The sequence below is a fragment of the Leifsonia williamsii genome (assembly GCF_030433685.1).
GTDB lineage: Bacteria > Actinomycetota > Actinomycetes > Actinomycetales > Microbacteriaceae > Leifsonia > Leifsonia williamsii.
In genome coordinates this window covers 2,695,370-2,710,980 of record NZ_JAROCF010000001.1, presented here as the reverse complement: position 1 = coordinate 2,710,980, position 15,611 = coordinate 2,695,370, and the positions used below count along the sequence as shown (strand labels likewise).

Below are 15,611 nucleotides of genomic sequence, written 5' to 3'. Positions count from 1 at the left end.
TCCGGTCATTCCGGAATGGTCGCGACGGCGTCGATCTCGACCAGGACGCCCGGCCGCACCGGCGTCACGGCGACGACGGTGATCGCAGTGCGGTGCGCGCCCCAGACGGACGCGGCCGCGGCGTAGCCGTCGTTCGCATCCTCACCGGCGGCGAGGAAGATCGTGAGCTTGACGACGTGGTCGGCGTCGGTGCCCGCCGCCTCCAGCACGGTCAGCACGTTGCGCAGCGCCTGCTCGGTCTGTGCGCGCAGGCCGTCGAGCAGGGTGCCGTCGCCGTCGATGCCGTTCTGGCCGCCGACGTACAGGGTGCGCCCGGCGGGGGCGATCATCGCCTGCGCGAAGGCGGGACTGCGTTGCATCGTCGGGGGATCGACGGGGGTGGGGAGACTCGACATGGCTGCGCTCCTTCGCGGTCGTCGGTCGTGGTTGCCGAGCATTGTGCCGGACACCACCGACACCGGGGGAGCCCCCACCTGCGATCAGGCCCCCGGGGCCTCCAGCACGAACAGGAGGAAGGCGAGGAACCGACCACTCGGGCGGTCCACGAACGCCTCCGGGAATCGCTCGTACGCGGCGGGGGAGGGCGCCGGCTCGCTGATCGCGGTGATCCGGAACCCGGCCGCGGCGAACGCGTCGGTCATGGCGTGGAGCGGGCGGTCCCAGAAGACGAGCTGCGCGGTCTGCCCGCCGAGACTCCATTCCTCCGTGCGGGCGCGGACGCCGAAGTACTCGGCCGAACCGCCGCCGAGCCGGTCGGCCAGGAAGATCGCGGCGGGGTGCTCCTCGGACACGATCAGCCGGCCGCCCGGCCGCAGCACGCGCCGGAACTCGGCGAGCGTCGGCCCCCACTCCTCGAGGTAGTGCAGCGCCTGGGAGGCGATGACGTCGTCGAAGCTGTCGTCGGCGAACGGCAGCGGCTCGGCGAGGTCGGCGACCAGGAGGTCGGCGTCCGGGCCGAGCCGGAGGCGCGCCTGGTCGAGCATTCCCGCGCTGGCGTCGATGCCGGTCACGACGGCCCCGCGGTCGCGCAGATCGGCGCTGATCGGGCCGGAGCCGCAGCCGGCGTCGAGGATGCGCCGGCCGGCGACCTCGCCGGCGAGCTCGGCGATGGCGGGACGGTTGTAGTACTCGTTGAGGAGGCTGGTCGCGTTCAGGGCCGCATAGCCCTCGGCGATCGCGTCGTAGGCACGGGTCATGCCACGATCGTGCCACGGGGGTCGGCCGTGCGGTGGATGCGGGGCGGTGCGGTGCCGGCGGGGTTCGGCGCGGTGCCAGCCGGGCGCGGTGCCGGGGGAGTGCGGCGCCCGCTCGCTCAGAAGCGCGCCACCCAGGCGCGGAGCGCGTTGTACGCGCCGGAGGCGATCAGCCCGGCGCCGGTGGCGATCAGGAGGACGACGCCGAGGGGGAGTGTCAGCAGCGACTCGAAGGCTCCGTACAGCCCCGAGGCGGCATCCGGGCGCACGGTGACCGCGGCGACGATGAACAGCGAGCCCGCGACGCCGAGCACGAACCCCTTGGCGAGGTAGCCGGCGACGCCGAGCAGGGTCAGCACGGTGGCCATCCCGGTGAGGTCGGGGAGCTCGATGTCGCGCAGGAAGCGCCGGCGCACGCCCTTGACGACCAGGTAGCCGCCGACCCCGATCACGGCCAGGCCGACGAGCACGAGCAGCGCCGCGCCTCCCGGCAGCGCCAGCAACTGCGTGCTCAGCAACCGCGTGGAGGAGCTGGCGTCGCTGGGATGGCCCTGCGCGACGCCCAGCGCGGTTAGGGCGAGGGCGGCGTACGCGGCCGCCTTGCCGAGGTTGCGCAGCCGGCGGGCCCACAGCGTTGAGGTCTTCGCCGCGCGCAGCACCGCCGCCTCGACCACGAGCCAGATCGCGAGCGAGAGGAGCCCGATGGCGCTGACCCACAGCAGGACGAATCCTCCGGGCAGGCGGCCCAGCTGCTCCAGGGCACCCGACTGGTCGGCGTCGGCGAAGTGGTTGACGCCGAGCTGGATGGCGAGCGCGCCGAGCAGGACCTGCACCAACCCGCTGGCGGCGAAGCCGACCCGCGCGAGGACGTGCAGGATGGTGCTGTCGCGGGCGCCGCGGGCGACCCTCCGCACGTGCTCGCCGGCAGCCTGCACGGTGCCGGCGGTTCCGGCGGTGCCGCTGACGTCGCTGGTGCTTCCTGCGGTCATGTGCCGTCCACCTGCGGCTGCGAGAGCCCGCCTTCGATCCGCTCGCCCTCCACGCGGACCGTGCGGCGCGTGTCGAGCGCGATGACGCCGCCGACGACCGCCAGTGACAGTGCGACCGAGCCGGTGGTGTCGCTGATCCAGTGATATCCCAGATACAAACGGCTGGCGACCTGTAGAACGACGAGGGCGGCGGCGACCACGAAGGCGGCCACGGTGAACCAGCGCCGCTGGATCCGGCTCGCGAGCAGGAACGCGAAGATGAGGAAGAAGTCGGAGGCGCCGAGCACGTGCCCGGACGGGAACGAGAACGTGTGATCCGGTCCCATCAGCATGAGCGACACCGGCGGGCGCGGATGCCGGATCAGCGGCGCCAGCAGCTGCGCCAGCAGGACGCCCGTCAGCATCCCGGCCGCCAGGAGGAACGGGCGCCACAGATGTCGTGCCGTCAGCGCCCAGACGATGACGGTGATCAGCACGATGAACGGCATGGCCACCGGGCCGAAGATGATCGCCAGCACGGTCATGAACCCGGTCGTCTCGGCGGAGCGCTGCGCGTTGAACCAGCGCTCGACCGGTACGTCGAGGCGCTCGTATCCAGTGTGCGTCATGACGTTCGCCGCAAGCACGACGAAGGCGATCAGTCCGACGGCCACCAGCGCGACGGACGTCGCGTAGAGTCGTCGCCGCGTCGCGGCCGGGACGTAGCGTTCTTCGACGACGAACCGTTTGTTCCAGTCGGACAGACGGCTCGTGCGGAGGTCGGCGGCTGCGGGCACAGGATTCGGGCCTTTCGGGAAAGCGAGCAACAGCGACCCGTGGGACGGGCGTTGTGCACTGTACGCGGGAGACGCGGTTTCGGGCAGCTCTCAGGACCCCGCTCGTGTACGCCGATAATGCACATTATGTCAGCTTGAACGTATGAGGATGTGCAAATCACTCCCCATTGCCGTTGCCTCCCGCAGTGCACTATGCTGCACCGATGGATGCGGACGCGGAGACCCTGGCGCGCGTCATCGGTGCGCGGGTCAAGCAGGAGCGGAACTCGCGGGGCTGGACGCTCGATCAGCTCGCCGAGCGGGCTCAGGTCAGCCGGCGGATGGTGGTCAACGTCGAGCAGGGCTCAGTCAACCCCAGTGTGGGAACGCTGCTGCGACTGTCCGACGCTCTCGGTGTCGGATTGCCCGCTCTCGTCGAGCGGCCGGCGCCTCGTGCGGCGAAGGTGGTGCGTGTGGGCGACGGCGCAGCGTTGTGGACCGGTACACAGGGAGGCCGCGGAGTGCTCGTGGCGGGCACGGAGCCTCCCAACGTCGTGGAGCTGTGGGATTGGACCCTCGCGCCGGGCGAGCGCCACGCGAGCGAGGCGCACTCCCCCGGCACCCGTGAGCTGCTGCAGGTCATCGAGGGGTCGATCACCGTCGAGTCCGACGGGGTCGCTCACACTCTCGGGCCCGGGGACGCGCTGACCTTCTTCGGTGACGACGACCACTCGTACGTCAACCTCGGCGACGCGCCCGCGCGCTTCACGCTGTGCGTTTACGAGCCGGGAGTCGGCCAGGCACCCGGCGCGGAGCGCGGCGATGCGTGAGGCACGGAGCCGGCCGGTCGCGCCGCCGTGGACGCTGGCGATCGCCGCGATGCTCGCGGTTCAGTTGTCCAACGCCGTCTCGGTGCCCGTGATCGCCCAGGTCGGCCCTGCCGGGACGGCGTGGCTGCGGATGTGCTTCGGCGCGGCGCTGCTCTGGATCGTCGCCCGGCCGGCGATCCGCTCGCTGCGTCGCAGGGACCTCCCCGCTCTGCTGGCGCTGGGTGTCGTGACCGGCTTCATGACGACCTTTTTCCTCTCGGCGGTGGATCGCATCCCGCTCGGGACGGCCGTCGCGATCGAGTTCCTCGGGCCGCTCACCGTCGCGGGCGTGATGAGCAAGCGGCGCAGCGCCCTCGTGTGGCCGGCCGCGGCCTTCGTCGGAGTGCTGCTGCTCACTGAGCCCTGGCACGGGAGCATCGACCTGATCGGCGTGGGGTTCGCCCTGGCCGCGGGCGCGTGCTGGGGGCTGTACAACGTCCTGACCCAGCACGTCGGGGACCGTTTCGCCGGGATCAGCGGACTCTCGCTCACCATCCCCGTCGCCGCGATCGCCACGCTGCCGGTCGGACTCCCCCAGGTGCTCGGCGGCGAGTTCACCTGGTGGGTGCTGCCGGCGGCGGCGGGGATCGCGCTCGTGACGCCGGTGATCGCCTTCGCGCTTGAGATGCTGGCTCTGCGGCGGATGACGCACACGGCCTTCGGCACCCTGCTGTCCATCGAGCCCGCGTTCGGCGCCGTCATCGGGTTCCTCGTGCTCGCACAGACACCGTCCGTGCTGCAGCTCGTCGGTGTCGCGATCGTGGTCGCCGCCGGCGCGGCCGCCCAACGCGGCGGCAGACGCGACGCGCTCCCCGTCACGACCGATGTCCCAGCCGCTACGACGAAGGAGAGCTCATGAGCACGGAAGCAGCGGCCGCGACCCGCAGGCCCGCCTACACCTCCACGTTCATCTTCGAGATCGGTGACCTCGACGACGATTTCCACCGCCTCAACGACGAGATCGCGGAGCGGGCCCGCGCGATCGACGGGTTCCTCGGCGAGGAGGCGTGGCACAACGAGGAGACCGGTCTGCACGCCGAGGTCTACTACTGGGCCGACCGGGAGGCCCTGAATCAGCTCGTCGGGATGGACACGCACCGGATCGCCAAGGTGCGGAACGAGGAGTGGCTCGGCGCGTACCGGGTCGTGATCTCCGAGGTGAGGAGCGTCTACGGCGACCCGACGCTCGGCCTGGAGCACCGTCCCGTCGACGGCTGAGCCGGCTCAGGTGCGCCCGCTCCGGCATCAGCGGCGAGTCACTCCCCCGGCCGGCCCGCCTTCAGCCACTCCGCGAGGCCGCCGAGGCCGACGGCGTACCGGCCCAGGTCGGTCGCGTCTCCGTGCAGCGCGATGACCGCCAGCAGCGTGCCGACCGCCTCGTCGGTTCTACCCAGCTCGTTCAGGGTGAGGGCCTCGAAGACGCGCACCGCGTCGGAGTCGGGGAACTCGCGTCGTGCGCGCTCGAGCGTCGCGAGCGAGGCGTCGAGCTCCCCGAGCCAGCGCAGGGTGCTGGCGTACTGGCAGAGGCACTTCCGCAGCGGCTCCCCCGACAGGCCCAGCCGCAACGCCTCCTCGTAGTGGACCCGCGCCTCCGCCTCACGGCCGGCGGTGTCGTAGGCGCCGGCGACCTCGTACGTCAGCACCGGATTCCCGGGATGTGCGGCCAGGAGGTCCTCGAAGTACCGGATCGTCGGGGCCATGTCGTCGCGGTCGCGTTCGGCGTAGCCCCGATCGATCGCGCGCTGGAGGTCGTCGTCGATCTGCGCGGCGGGCGGAGTCGTCATGACCGTATCCTTGCAGGCCCGGCGCGTTCGTTCTGCGCAGACCGGCTCTTGGCCCCCATTCAGGGGATGTGCATACTCGAAGAATCGATCCCGCTTCGAGATCCAATGGAGGGTCCATGCGTAAACGAATCCTGGCCGCTGCGATCGCGCTGGCCACACTCGCCGGGCTGGCCGTCGGCGCACCCGCCCTCGCCAGCACGGGTGGCACCGCCGACGGGAACACACATCCCGATGTCGGCCTGATCCTGTTCTACGACGCCGACGGGCGGTTCCGGTGCTCGGCGACGCTGGTGTCGCCGACCGTCGTGGTGACCGCCGCGCACTGCACCTCGGGGACGCTCGGCAAGACGCTCGTCACGTTCGACTCCGTGATCGCCGAGCAGCCGCCGACGCCCTTCCCCGTCGCCGCCGACCCGGCCGCCGGCTACACGGCCGCCGAGATCACCGCAGCCGGCTACTACTCCGGAACGGCGTACACCCACCCGGCGTACTCGGACTTCACCGACAAGGACAACTGGAACGACGTCGGCGTCATCGTGCTCGACCAGCCGGTGCCCTCGTTCGGCTCCGGCTACCCGCAGATCGCGCCGGTCGGCACGCTCGACGCCATCAAGACCAGCAACCTCTCGAAGACGCTGTTCACCGCGGTGGGCTACGGCACGGAGGTGCGCAAGCCCGAGACCGGGCCGCAGAAGCCGCAGCCGATGACCTACCCGCTCCTCCGCCGCTACGTGGAGATGCCCGGCCAGAAGCTCACGCCGCAGATCCTGCAGACCAACGGCAACCCGAACGACACCCGCGGGACCGGAGGGACCTGCTTCGGCGACTCGGGCGGCCCCGTGTTCCTCGGCGACAGGATCGTCGCCGTGACGAGCTACGGGTACACCGCGAACTGCCGGTACCTCGGCGGCTACCAGCGACTCGACATCCCCGTGGTCGACGCCTGGCTGGCGACATTCGGGGTGTAGCGGGCGAATTGCTCAGCACGTGAGAAGGGCGCAGGGACTCTCCCTGCGCCCTTCCTCGTCGTCCGGCCCGATGGGTCGGCACTCCGCTCACAACGCCCCGAAGAACCGCCGGATCGCCTCCGCCGTCGCCGCCGGCTGCTCCGCGCCCAGGAAGTGCCCGCCGGTCTCCGGCACCTCGAACGAGCGGAGGTCGGCGACGGCGCGCTCGACCAGCGAGCGCGGGTAGTCCCGCAGGAACGGCTCCTTGCTGAGGAGCACGCCGACGGGTGCGGTGATCGGCGGCCGTCGCTCGTTCAACGGCCAGTCGAAGTACTGCTGGAACGACGTGCCGATCGTGCCCGTCACCCAGTACAGCGTCGCGACGCGGAACAGCTCGGCCTCGTCGACCGCGGCCAGGCCGCCGTCGGCCCAGTCGTCCCACTTGTCGGCGATCCACGCCAGCAGGCCCGCCGGCGAGTCCGCGAGGGCCGCGGCGATGGTGTCGGGCCGCGTGCCCATGATCTCGCTGTAGCCGCTGTCCGACTCGTCGTACGCCTCCAACGCCTCGAGGAACACGCGCTCCTCGTCGCTCTGCGGTTCGTCGTCCGGGAACGGCGGATGGATCAGCTGGAGGCCGATGATGGCCTCCGGGTGCAGCGCGCCGAGCCAGGTGGCCGCTCCCCCGCCGATGTCTCCGCCGAACGCGGCGTAGCGCTCGAAGCCGAGCGCTACGGTCATGAGGGCGTGCAGGTCCTCCCCGATCGCGCGGCGCGTCAGCGGCTCGGCGGGCAGCTCGGAGAACACGAAGCCGGGAAGGGACGGCACCACGATGTCGAAGGCGAGGTCGTCCGTCGCGCGCTCCGCCAGCGCGTCCGCGAGCGGCAGGTACTCGGTGAAGGCGCTGGGCCACCCGTGCAGCAGCAGGAGCGGTACGGTGACCGCCGCCGGGCGCTCCGGCCGTACCCGGACGAAGTGGAGGCGGTGGCCGCGCACCTCCGCCGTGTACTGCTCGTAGCCGGCGAGCCGCGCCTCCTCGCCCCGCCAGTCGAACGCCAGCCAGCGGTCGACCAGCGCCCGGAGGCGGTCACCGCCCAGCCCGGCCGGACGGGCAGGCGAAGGCCCGCGGGCGCCGCCGATGCTCTGTACATAACGGGTGTGCTCTAAACGCTCGCGCAGCTCGGTGAGTACGGCGTCGGGCACATGGAGGCGGAACGGTGTTGGCGTCATCCCGTGCACCGTAATGCCGGGTGCATACCGCTGTCACGCCTCCCGCCCGCACTCCTCCCGCCTCCGCCGCAGGTACGCCAGCTCGGCCGGGTTCCCCGCGAGCGCGAGGGCGGCGTCGTAGGCCGCGGCCGCCTCCTCGGTGCGCCCGAGCTGCCGCAACAGCTCCGCACGGGCAGCGTGGAAGGCGTGGTAGCCGTCGAGCGGGGGCGCCAGGTCGTCGACGAGCGCGAGCCCGGTCGCCGGGCCGTCCCGCTCCCCCACCGCGAACGCGCGGTTGAGCCGCACGATCGGCGAGCCGTCGAGCCGCGTGAGCTGGTCGTACAGCGCGACCACCTGCGCCCAGTCCGTCGCGGCGCCGTCGGTGTGCACGGCGTTGACGGCGGCGAGGAGCTGGTAACGGCCGGGAGGCTCACCCGCGTCGAGCCGCGCGCGGACGATCGCGTGGCCCTCGGCGATCATGGCGCGGTCCCAGCGGGTGCGGTCCTGCTCCCCCAGCGGCACCAGCTCCCCCGCCCCCGACACGCGCGCGGCACGGCGCGCCTCGGTCAGCAGCATGAGCGCGAGGAGGCCCGCGACCTCGCCGTCGGCCGGGAGGAGGGCATGCACCAGCCGGGTGAGCCGGATCGCCTCGCCGGTGAGCTCCTCGCGCATCGGCGACGTCGCCGTCGTCGCCGTCGTCGCTCCCGTCGCTCCGGGGAGGTAGCCCTCGTTGAAGATCAGGTACAGCACCGCGAGCACGCCGTCGACGCGCGCCGGGAGGTCCGCGGCGTCCGGCATGCGGTACGGGATGCCGGCCGCGGCGATCTTCGCCTTGGCGCGAGTGATGCGGGCGCCCATGGTCGTGTCCTGCACGAGGAAGGCGCGGGCGATCTCCGGCACGCTCAGACCGCCGACCATCCGCAGGGTCAGGGCGACCCTGGCCTCCATCCCGAGCGCGGGGTGGCAGCAGATGAAGATCAGCCGCAGCCGGTCGTCGTCGATCGCGCCGAGCGGTTCGGGGTCTGCGCCGTGCACGAGCATGGCCTCCCTGTGCCGGGCGTCGCGGATGCTCTCGCGGCGGAAGCGGTCGATGGCGGTGCGGGTCGCCGTGGTGGTGAGCCAGGCGCCCGGGTTCGGCGGCACGCCGTCGGCGGGCCAGCGGGCGGAGGCGGTCGCGAACGCCTCGGCCGCCGCCTCCTCGGCGACATCGAGGCTGCCGAAGCGCTTGGCGAGCGTTGCGACCACCCGGGCCCACTCCTCGCGGTGAGCGCGCGCCAAGGCGGCGTGGGTCTGTGCGTCGCGGGCGCCGGTCGCGCGTGCGCCCGTCACGAGCGCGGTGCCGGCTCCGCCAGCAGCGGCCGCACCTCCAGCCGCCGGTTGCACGCCTTCGAGCCGTCGACCATCAGCCGCAGCGCGACGTCGAGGTCCGGCGCCTCGATGATCCAGAAGCCGGCCGCCCACTCCTTGGTCTCGACGAAGGGCCCGTCGGTGATCAGCGGGGCGTCGCCGCGGTTGTCGATGACGGTCGAGACGGACGGGTCGGCGAGCCCGGCCGCGAACACCCAGTGGCCGCCCGCGCGGAGCCGGTCGTTGAAGGCGTCGATCGCGACCGCCTCCTCCTCCGTCCCGGACTCGCTGCGGTTGTCGATGACGTTGACGAGGTACTGCATGATCGGATTCTCCTCTCCCCTGCCGTCGCCGGCCTAGCGCGATGCCCGGGGCCGCGGGCCGGCGCCCTCCGGCACGGCCTCGTGGAGGTGCGGGGCGTAGACGAGCTTCACCGTGCGGCCGTCGAGCACGGTCGTGTCGAGCAGATCGAGGTCGAACTCGGCGCCGTCGTGGAAGAGCGCGGCGTAGCCGGCGCGTCCGGTGATCGCCGGGAACACGGTCACCTCCAGCCGGTCGACCAGTCCCGCTGCCAGCAGCGCGCGGTTCAGCGCGATGCTGCCGTGCGAGCGCAGCGGCACATCGGTGGTGCGCTTGAGCCGGTCGATCGCCGTCACGGCGTCCTCGCGGAGCACGGTCGAGTTCGCCCAGCCGAGCGGCTCCTCGAGCGTGCGCGAGAAGACGATCTTCGGCAGCGCGTTCATGCGGTCGTAGTACGGCTCGTCGAACGCGGTCACGAACTCCCGGAACAGCCGGAAGGTGGTGGCGCCGAACACGAGCACCTGGTCCTCCTCCAGCGTGCGCACGCGGTCCTCCCGGATCTCCGGCCCCTCCTTGCCCCAGTAGCCCGGCCAGCCGTTCGCGGAGCCGTAGCCGTCGAGGGTGCAGAAGAAGTCGACTGTCAGCGTGGTGCTCATGGGTGATCCTCCTGTCGCGCCGCCCCCTGCGGGCGGTCTCACTCCTGCTACGAAGCCGGTCGGTCGATTTCGACAACAGGTATACATCTCTCGTGTTCTCCACCGTCCTCTTGTCCTCACCGGCGCCGCCCGCTACGGTCGCGTCAACGCAGCCGACGAGGCGCGGGGGAAGAGGAGGCGGCGGATGCTGCATCAGGTGGCCGACGGCGTTCACGTGCACCAGAGCGCATTCATCCGGAGCAACACGGTCGTCGTCGAGGGCGCGCACGGCGTGCTGCTCGTCGACCCCGGGATCACCGCGGACGAGCTCGCCGACCTCGCGCACGACCTCCGCGAGCGCTCCAGGCCGGTCGTGGCGGGCTTCTCGACCCATCCCGACTGGGACCACGTGCTGTGGCATCCCGACCTCGGCGACGCGCCGCGGTACGGCACGGCGCTGGGGGCGGAGACGATGGCCGCGTTCCTCGCCCAGCCGGACTGGCGCTCGCAGCTCGTCCCCTTCCTGCCGCCCGAGTACGCCGATGAGATCCCGGTCGAGGGGCTGGGCGCGATCACCGCGCTGCCGGACGGCGCCGACCGCCTCCCCTGGGACGGCCCGGAGGCTCGGGTGCTCGAGCACCGCGGTCACGCGGCGGGTCACGCGGCGCTGCTGCTGCCGGAGGCGCGAGTCCTGATCGCCGGCGACATGCTCTCGGACCTCCTGATGCCGTTCCTCGACCTCAGCGCCGACGACCCGCTCGGCGACTACAGCGCGGCGCTCGACCTGTTCGACTCGATCGCCGGCGGGGTGGAGGTCGTCGTCCCCGGCCACGGGAACGTCGGCGACGCCCGCGCCCTGCGTGAGCGGCTGGACCTCGACCGCGCGTACGTGCGAGCGCTCGCCGCGGGCGAGACGCCCGACGACCCCCGCATCGGCCCGGATGCGCCGGTCGACTGGCTGCCGGCCGTCAACGAATGGCAGGTGCAGCGGCTGGCGCAGCGCGACTAGCGGACGGCGTCGTCACCCGCGCGCGACCACGAGCCGGACCGCCCGGTAGAGCACGCCCGCCGCCACCACGGCCACCCCCGCCACGATCGACGGGAGCGGGAGCGCGGCGACAAGCACGACGCAGCCGACCGCGCCCGCGACGGCGAGGATGCGCGGGTAGCGTCGATGGTCCTTCTTCTGCGTCAACGCCGACACGTTGGCGACGAAGTAGTAGAGCAGGACCCCGAACGAGGAGAAGCCGATCGCGCCCCGCAGGTCGGTGATGACGATGAGGAGGCAGACGACCGCCCCGAGTGCGAGCTCGGCGCGGTAGGGCACTCGGAACCGGGGGTGCACGGCCGAGAACCAGACCGGCAGGTCGCCGTGCCTGGCCATGGCGAGACCGGTCCGGCCGATGCCGGCGATCATCGCGAGCAGGGCGCCGAGCGCGGCCGCCGCCGCGCCGAGCTGGACCACGAACCCGGGCCCGGGGATGCCGGCCGAGGCCGCGACCTCGGCCAGCGGCGCCCGCGACGCGGCGAGCCCGGCCGGTCCGATGGCGTGCAGCGCGGCGACGGCCACCAGCGCGTAGACGACGAGCACGATGCCCAGGGCGATGACGATCGCGCGCGGGATCGTCCGCGCGGGGCGCACCACCTCCTCCCCCATCGTCGCCACCCTGGCGTACCCGGCGAAGGCGAAGAACAGGAACCCGGAGGCCTGCAGCATGCCGGAGACCGTGAGCGGCGGCCCGGCGACCGCGGCGGACGGCGTGCTGTTCGTCAGCCCGATCACCACCACGACCGTGAGGGCGATGAGGGAGATCGCGACGAGGATGCGCGTCAGCAGCGCCGTGCGCGTGACGCCGAGCGTGTTCACGACGGTGAGGGCGACGACGGCCGCCACCGCGACCGGCTTCACCACCGCGTCCGGCACGAGGTAGGTGGCGAAGGTGAGCGCCATCGCGGCGGAGCTCGCGGTCTTGCCGACCACGAAGGACCACCCTGCGAAGAAGCCCCACCACTCGCCCAGCCGCTCCCGGCCGTAGATGTAGGTGCCGCCAGAGGTCGGATACTGCGCGGCGAGCTGTGCGGAGGACGTCGCGTTGCAGAAGGCGATGAACCCCGCGATCGCCAGCCCGACGAGCAGACCGGCGCCCGCGGCCGCGGCGGCGGGCGTGAAGGCGCTGAAGACGCCGGCGCCGATCATCGAGCCGAGGCCGATGACGACGGCGTCGCCGAGGGTCAACCGGCGGGCCAGACGCGTCTCCACGAGCGAACCCTACCGGTGCGGGATGACGTGCCGGTGGCGGAGCCGGGAGTACGGTGTCGGACGGAGAGGAGCGACCGTGGGCTACCTGATGTACGACAGCACGACCCGCATCGACTTCGAGGATCGCGTCCTGGCGCACATCGAGGTCGCCATCATCAGCAAGCTGCGCCGCCGCGAGTCGTTCGCACTGAGCTGGCGGGAGTCCTCCGACGGCGGCAACGGCCGCAGCACGGTGTGGATGGACGTCAGCATCCCGCTGCGCTTCCGGTACGAGGGCTCGCGGCCGCCCAAGCTCGACCGCGACTGGGTCGAACGGCTGCTCTCCTCCGCCTCCAGCTCGTCGGGGCTGCTCGTCACCGACGAGGACGGGGAGCCGGCGCCCGGGCATACGCACGAGAAGCTGCTCTGAACGGAGGCGCCGAGGGCCTCCGTCTGCGAGTCCGCTCAGGCGGACGACCCGTTGGTGCGGAGGCCGCACGCCGGGTGTAGACCGGCGCCATGAGACGCATCGTGAACACCATCGACATCGCGGCGTCCCCGCACGCGATCTACGCGGCCCTCCGCGACCTCGGCACCTACCCCACCTGGCTCCGGCACTCGCTGGTGTACCGCGGCACCACCACGAAGGCGGGGGCGGATCCGACATATCAGGACTCCACCATGCTGGGCAGGATGCCGGGCTCCCTGATCGCGGACACGCCCGACCACGAGCTCCGCTTCCACCAGCGCAAGCCGTCCGGCGCGCTCGACGCGGTGATCGAGTATGACGTCGCCGACGACGGCACGACGGAGCTGACGCGCGTCACCCGCATCGGCGAGCTGACCACGCACGGTGTCCTGCGCGCCGTGCAACCGGTGCTCGTGCGCATGGCGGCCGCCGAGAGCCGCCGCACGATGGCGGCGCTGAAGGCGCATGTGGAGGCGGCACCGCCCGCCAGCCCCACCGCACGGCACGAAGGCTGAGCGCTTCAGCAGACAACCGGCCGTTCTCCCGGCGCCCCCGCATGCGCCCGCCGGTAGCGTCGGAACGACCGTCCGGACGACCCGTCCGGATCCACCCGTCCGGATCGACCCGGTCGGATCGACGCAGGAGGCGCGCACGGCATGGCACCACGGAACACGCTCGCCACGGGCACCGTCCGGCGGCTCCCGCAGCCGCGGCACTGGGTGCTGCTGAGCGCGCTCGGCGCGTTGGCGGTGCTGACCCTCGGGTTCGCGGTGAAGCTGCTCCCCGGCGTCCTCGGGACCGAGCTCGCGCTCGACGAGGAGCTGACCGACCACCAGCACACGCTGCTGAACATCGTGGGAGTGGTGCTCTCCACGGTGTTCTCGCCGGTCGGCGCAGCGGTCATCCTCGCCGTCTCGTGCACCTGGCTGCTGCTCGTCCGCCGGGCGCCGATGGATGCCCTGGCCTTCGGCGGCATCACGGCGGCCGGCTGGCTCTCCCCCGAGGTGTTCAAGGTGCTCGTCGGCGAGCCGCGTCCGGACGCCGCCCTCCTGGACCACCCGCTGCTCGCCGAGGCCGGGCACGACAGCTTCCCGAGCGGGCACACCGCGTTCGTCGCCGCCTACGCCATCGCCTGCTGGGTGCTGGCCCGTGGCGGGCGCTGGGAGCGGGCGGCAGCGGTCGCAGGAACGCTCGCGGTGGCGGTCATGGCGGCCTCCCGGCTGTACGTGAGCGCCCACTACCTCACAGACGTGATCGGCTCGGTTCTCGTCGCCCTCACGGCCGCGATCGTCTTCTGCGGCCTCTGGAACCGGTTCGCAGGGAGGCTGCTTCCGCGGCTCGCCGGGGCCCGGCCGCTCGGACCGGACCCCGAGGCACGTCTCTAGCGGTCGTCCGCGCCGCCGCCCGAGACCGTGTCCTTACCGTCGTCCGGGTCCTCCGACGTGGTGCCGGTGCCGTCGGGCAGGTCGTCGGGGTCGGGGCGCTTGCTGTCGTCGCGGTCGCTCATGGGCTTCCTCTTCCGTCGATCAGTGCGGCCACGTCGGCCGCCGCGCGACACTACGCCCCGAGTACGGAGGCGTCCACCTCCGCCACGCTGCGCAACCCGGTGAGGCCCAGGGTGATGTCGAGCTCCGCGATGGTGTTGCGCAGCAGCTCGCGGACGCCGGCCTCCCCGGCGACCGCCAGCGCGTAGGCGTACGGACGACCGATCGCGACGGCGGTCGCGCCCAGCGCCAGGGCGATCAGCACGTCCGCGCCCCCGCGCACCCCGCTGTCGAACAGCACCGGCACGCGACCCGCGACCGCCTCCGCCACCGCGGGGAGGGCGTCCAGCGCCGCGACCTCCCCGTCGATCTGCCGGCCGCCGTGGTTGGAGACCTGCACACCGTCGATGCCGGCGTCCAGCGCGCGGCGGGCGTCGTCGGGGTGCAGCACGCCCTTCAGCACGATGGGGAGGCGGGTGCGCTCGCGCAGGAAGGCGAGGTCGTCCCAGGTCAGCGACGGATCGGCGAAGACATCGAGGAAGGTCTCCACCGCGGCCAGGGGCTCGCCCGACCGCAGCTTCGCACGCAACGCGCCGGGATGGTGCCGGAGGATGCTCGCGAACGCCGCCACCGCCGCGGGCGTCGGCGAGGTGCGAGCGCGCGTCTCCCCGCTCGCCCGCGAGCGTGCGACCCGCTCCCGCACGAGCCCCTGGAACACGGGGTCGCTCGTGTACTGCGCGATACCCAGCCCATGACTGAACGGCAGGTAGCCGAGACCGAGGTCGCGCGGCCGCCAGCCCAGCAGATGCGTGTCGAGGGTGACGACGATCGCCTCGCAGCCGGCGGCCTCCGCCCGCTCCACGAGACTCGCCACCAGCTCGCGCGACGAGCTCCAGTACAGCTGGAACCAGCGGGAGGCGCCGGGCGTCACCGCGTCCATCGCGGCGGCCACCGCCTCCATCGGCTCCGAGGCCTGGTTCGACAGGACCGCCGGTATGCCGAGCGCTGCCGCCGCCCTGGCCGCGGCTGCGTCGCCGCCGCGCCGGGCCAGCTCCAGCACCCCGATCGGCGCGAGCAGCAGCGGGGTCGGCCGGCGGACGCCGAACAGCTCGACGGAGAGATCACGGCTGCTGACGTCCCGCAGCACCCGCGGCACGATGCGGTGGCGCCGGAACGCCTCGGCGTTGGCGTCGGCGGTGCGCTCGAGCCCGGCGGAGCCGGCGATGTACGCGAACCCCGCGCGGCTCATCCGCTGCCGCGCGGCGTGCTCCAGCGCGGCCCCGGACACCGGGACGCGCGGCCGCCTGCCGGCCACACCCGCCCGGTAGACCTCGGACTGGGCTTCGCGACCTGGGCTCGACGTCATGCCGCCATCCTCCACCCGTGAACGCCGC

General features: G+C 72.5%; 20 protein-coding genes. 8 read left to right on the top strand and 12 right to left on the bottom strand.

Annotation, left to right across the window (positions count from 1 at the left end):
* Positions 1-5: 5 nt before the first annotated feature.
* The 4 genes from P5G50_RS12805 to P5G50_RS12790 all read right to left on the bottom strand — a co-directional run bounded on the left by P5G50_RS12805 (position 6) and on the right by P5G50_RS12790 (position 2,958).
* Entirely contained in the window at positions 6-395 is a 390-nt protein-coding gene (locus P5G50_RS12805; protein ID WP_301208483.1) for a RidA family protein, read from the bottom strand.
* Between the two features lie 84 nt (positions 396-479).
* Positions 480-1,196 (bottom strand): class I SAM-dependent methyltransferase, encoded by a 717-nt coding sequence (locus tag P5G50_RS12800; RefSeq protein WP_301208484.1) that lies wholly within the window; start codon positions 1,194-1,196, stop codon positions 480-482.
* Positions 1,197-1,312: 116 nt separating this feature from the next.
* Positions 1,313-2,182, bottom strand: coding sequence for a DUF1206 domain-containing protein (locus tag P5G50_RS12795; protein WP_301208485.1), 870 nt, complete (start codon positions 2,180-2,182; stop codon positions 1,313-1,315).
* Positions 2,179-2,958 (bottom strand): phosphatase PAP2 family protein, encoded by a 780-nt coding sequence (locus P5G50_RS12790; RefSeq protein ID WP_301208486.1) that lies wholly within the window; start codon positions 2,956-2,958, stop codon positions 2,179-2,181. Before P5G50_RS12790 ends, P5G50_RS12795 begins: the two co-directional genes overlap by 4 nt.
* Before the next feature lie 203 nt (positions 2,959-3,161).
* On the opposite strand from P5G50_RS12790, the gene P5G50_RS12785 reads away from it, so the two are divergent.
* From P5G50_RS12785 to P5G50_RS12775, 3 genes are read left to right on the top strand one after another with little or no spacing between them, the layout of a single operon-like run.
* Complete coding sequence (locus P5G50_RS12785; protein WP_301208487.1) at positions 3,162-3,767, top strand: helix-turn-helix domain-containing protein; 606 nt, start codon at positions 3,162-3,164, stop codon at positions 3,765-3,767.
* A complete protein-coding gene (locus tag P5G50_RS12780) occupies positions 3,760-4,665 on the top strand; it encodes an EamA family transporter (RefSeq protein ID WP_301208488.1) in 906 nt (301 codons plus the stop codon). Before P5G50_RS12785 ends, P5G50_RS12780 begins: the two co-directional genes overlap by 8 nt.
* The gene (locus P5G50_RS12775) at positions 4,662-5,024 is read left to right on the top strand and encodes an antibiotic biosynthesis monooxygenase family protein (protein WP_301208489.1); all 363 of its coding nucleotides are present in this window, start codon (positions 4,662-4,664) and stop codon (positions 5,022-5,024) included. Before P5G50_RS12780 ends, P5G50_RS12775 begins: the two co-directional genes overlap by 4 nt.
* Before the next feature lie 38 nt (positions 5,025-5,062).
* On the opposite strand, the gene P5G50_RS12770 is transcribed toward P5G50_RS12775, so the two are convergent.
* A complete protein-coding gene (locus P5G50_RS12770; protein ID WP_301208490.1) occupies positions 5,063-5,590 on the bottom strand; it encodes a tetratricopeptide repeat protein in 528 nt (175 codons plus the stop codon).
* A 116-nt stretch (positions 5,591-5,706) separates the two neighbouring features.
* Between P5G50_RS12770 and P5G50_RS12765 the strand changes: the two genes are divergently transcribed.
* Positions 5,707-6,558 (top strand): trypsin-like serine protease, encoded by an 852-nt coding sequence (locus P5G50_RS12765; protein ID WP_301208491.1) that lies wholly within the window; start codon positions 5,707-5,709, stop codon positions 6,556-6,558.
* A gap of 87 nt (positions 6,559-6,645) precedes the next feature.
* Here the strand turns inward: P5G50_RS12765 and P5G50_RS12760 are convergent, their stop codons facing one another.
* From P5G50_RS12760 to P5G50_RS12745, 4 genes are read right to left on the bottom strand one after another with little or no spacing between them, the layout of a single operon-like run.
* Entirely contained in the window at positions 6,646-7,764 is a 1,119-nt protein-coding gene (locus P5G50_RS12760) for an epoxide hydrolase family protein (protein WP_301208492.1), read from the bottom strand.
* Positions 7,765-7,797: 33 nt separating this feature from the next.
* A complete protein-coding gene (locus P5G50_RS12755; RefSeq protein WP_435870883.1) occupies positions 7,798-9,072 on the bottom strand; it encodes an RNA polymerase sigma factor in 1,275 nt (424 codons plus the stop codon).
* Positions 9,069-9,413, bottom strand: a complete 345-nt coding sequence (locus tag P5G50_RS12750) for a YciI family protein (RefSeq protein WP_301208493.1) — start codon at positions 9,411-9,413, stop codon at positions 9,069-9,071. Before P5G50_RS12750 ends, P5G50_RS12755 begins: the two co-directional genes overlap by 4 nt.
* A 33-nt stretch (positions 9,414-9,446) precedes the next feature.
* Positions 9,447-10,046, bottom strand: a complete 600-nt coding sequence (locus P5G50_RS12745) for a dihydrofolate reductase family protein (protein ID WP_301208494.1) — start codon at positions 10,044-10,046, stop codon at positions 9,447-9,449.
* A gap of 184 nt (positions 10,047-10,230) precedes the next feature.
* On the opposite strand from P5G50_RS12745, the gene P5G50_RS12740 reads away from it, so the two are divergent.
* Positions 10,231-11,034: an MBL fold metallo-hydrolase gene (locus P5G50_RS12740; RefSeq protein ID WP_301208495.1), complete on the top strand. Its 804-nt coding sequence runs from the start codon at positions 10,231-10,233 to the stop codon at positions 11,032-11,034.
* 12 nt (positions 11,035-11,046) lie between these two features.
* Here P5G50_RS12740 and P5G50_RS12735 read toward each other — a convergent pair whose 3' ends face one another.
* Complete coding sequence (locus tag P5G50_RS12735; protein ID WP_301208496.1) at positions 11,047-12,285, bottom strand: APC family permease; 1,239 nt, start codon at positions 12,283-12,285, stop codon at positions 11,047-11,049.
* Positions 12,286-12,361: 76 nt separating this feature from the next.
* On the opposite strand from P5G50_RS12735, the gene P5G50_RS12730 reads away from it, so the two are divergent.
* The 3 genes from P5G50_RS12730 to P5G50_RS12720 all read left to right on the top strand — a co-directional run bounded on the left by P5G50_RS12730 (position 12,362) and on the right by P5G50_RS12720 (position 14,118).
* The gene (locus tag P5G50_RS12730; protein ID WP_301208497.1) at positions 12,362-12,694 is read left to right on the top strand and encodes a DUF7882 family protein; all 333 of its coding nucleotides are present in this window, start codon (positions 12,362-12,364) and stop codon (positions 12,692-12,694) included.
* Between the two features lie 89 nt (positions 12,695-12,783).
* Positions 12,784-13,248: an SRPBCC family protein gene (locus P5G50_RS12725; protein ID WP_301208498.1), complete on the top strand. Its 465-nt coding sequence runs from the start codon at positions 12,784-12,786 to the stop codon at positions 13,246-13,248.
* 141 nt (positions 13,249-13,389) lie between these two features.
* Entirely contained in the window at positions 13,390-14,118 is a 729-nt protein-coding gene (locus P5G50_RS12720; RefSeq protein WP_301208499.1) for a phosphatase PAP2 family protein, read from the top strand.
* Here the strand turns inward: P5G50_RS12720 and P5G50_RS12715 are convergent.
* Positions 14,115-14,240, bottom strand: coding sequence for a hypothetical protein (locus P5G50_RS12715; protein WP_301208500.1), 126 nt, complete (start codon positions 14,238-14,240; stop codon positions 14,115-14,117). The two genes, P5G50_RS12720 and P5G50_RS12715, sit on opposite strands and share 4 nt — an antisense overlap.
* A 50-nt stretch (positions 14,241-14,290) precedes the next feature.
* Entirely contained in the window at positions 14,291-15,583 is a 1,293-nt protein-coding gene (locus tag P5G50_RS12710; RefSeq protein WP_301208501.1) for an alpha-hydroxy-acid oxidizing protein, read from the bottom strand.
* Positions 15,584-15,611 lie beyond the last annotated feature (28 nt).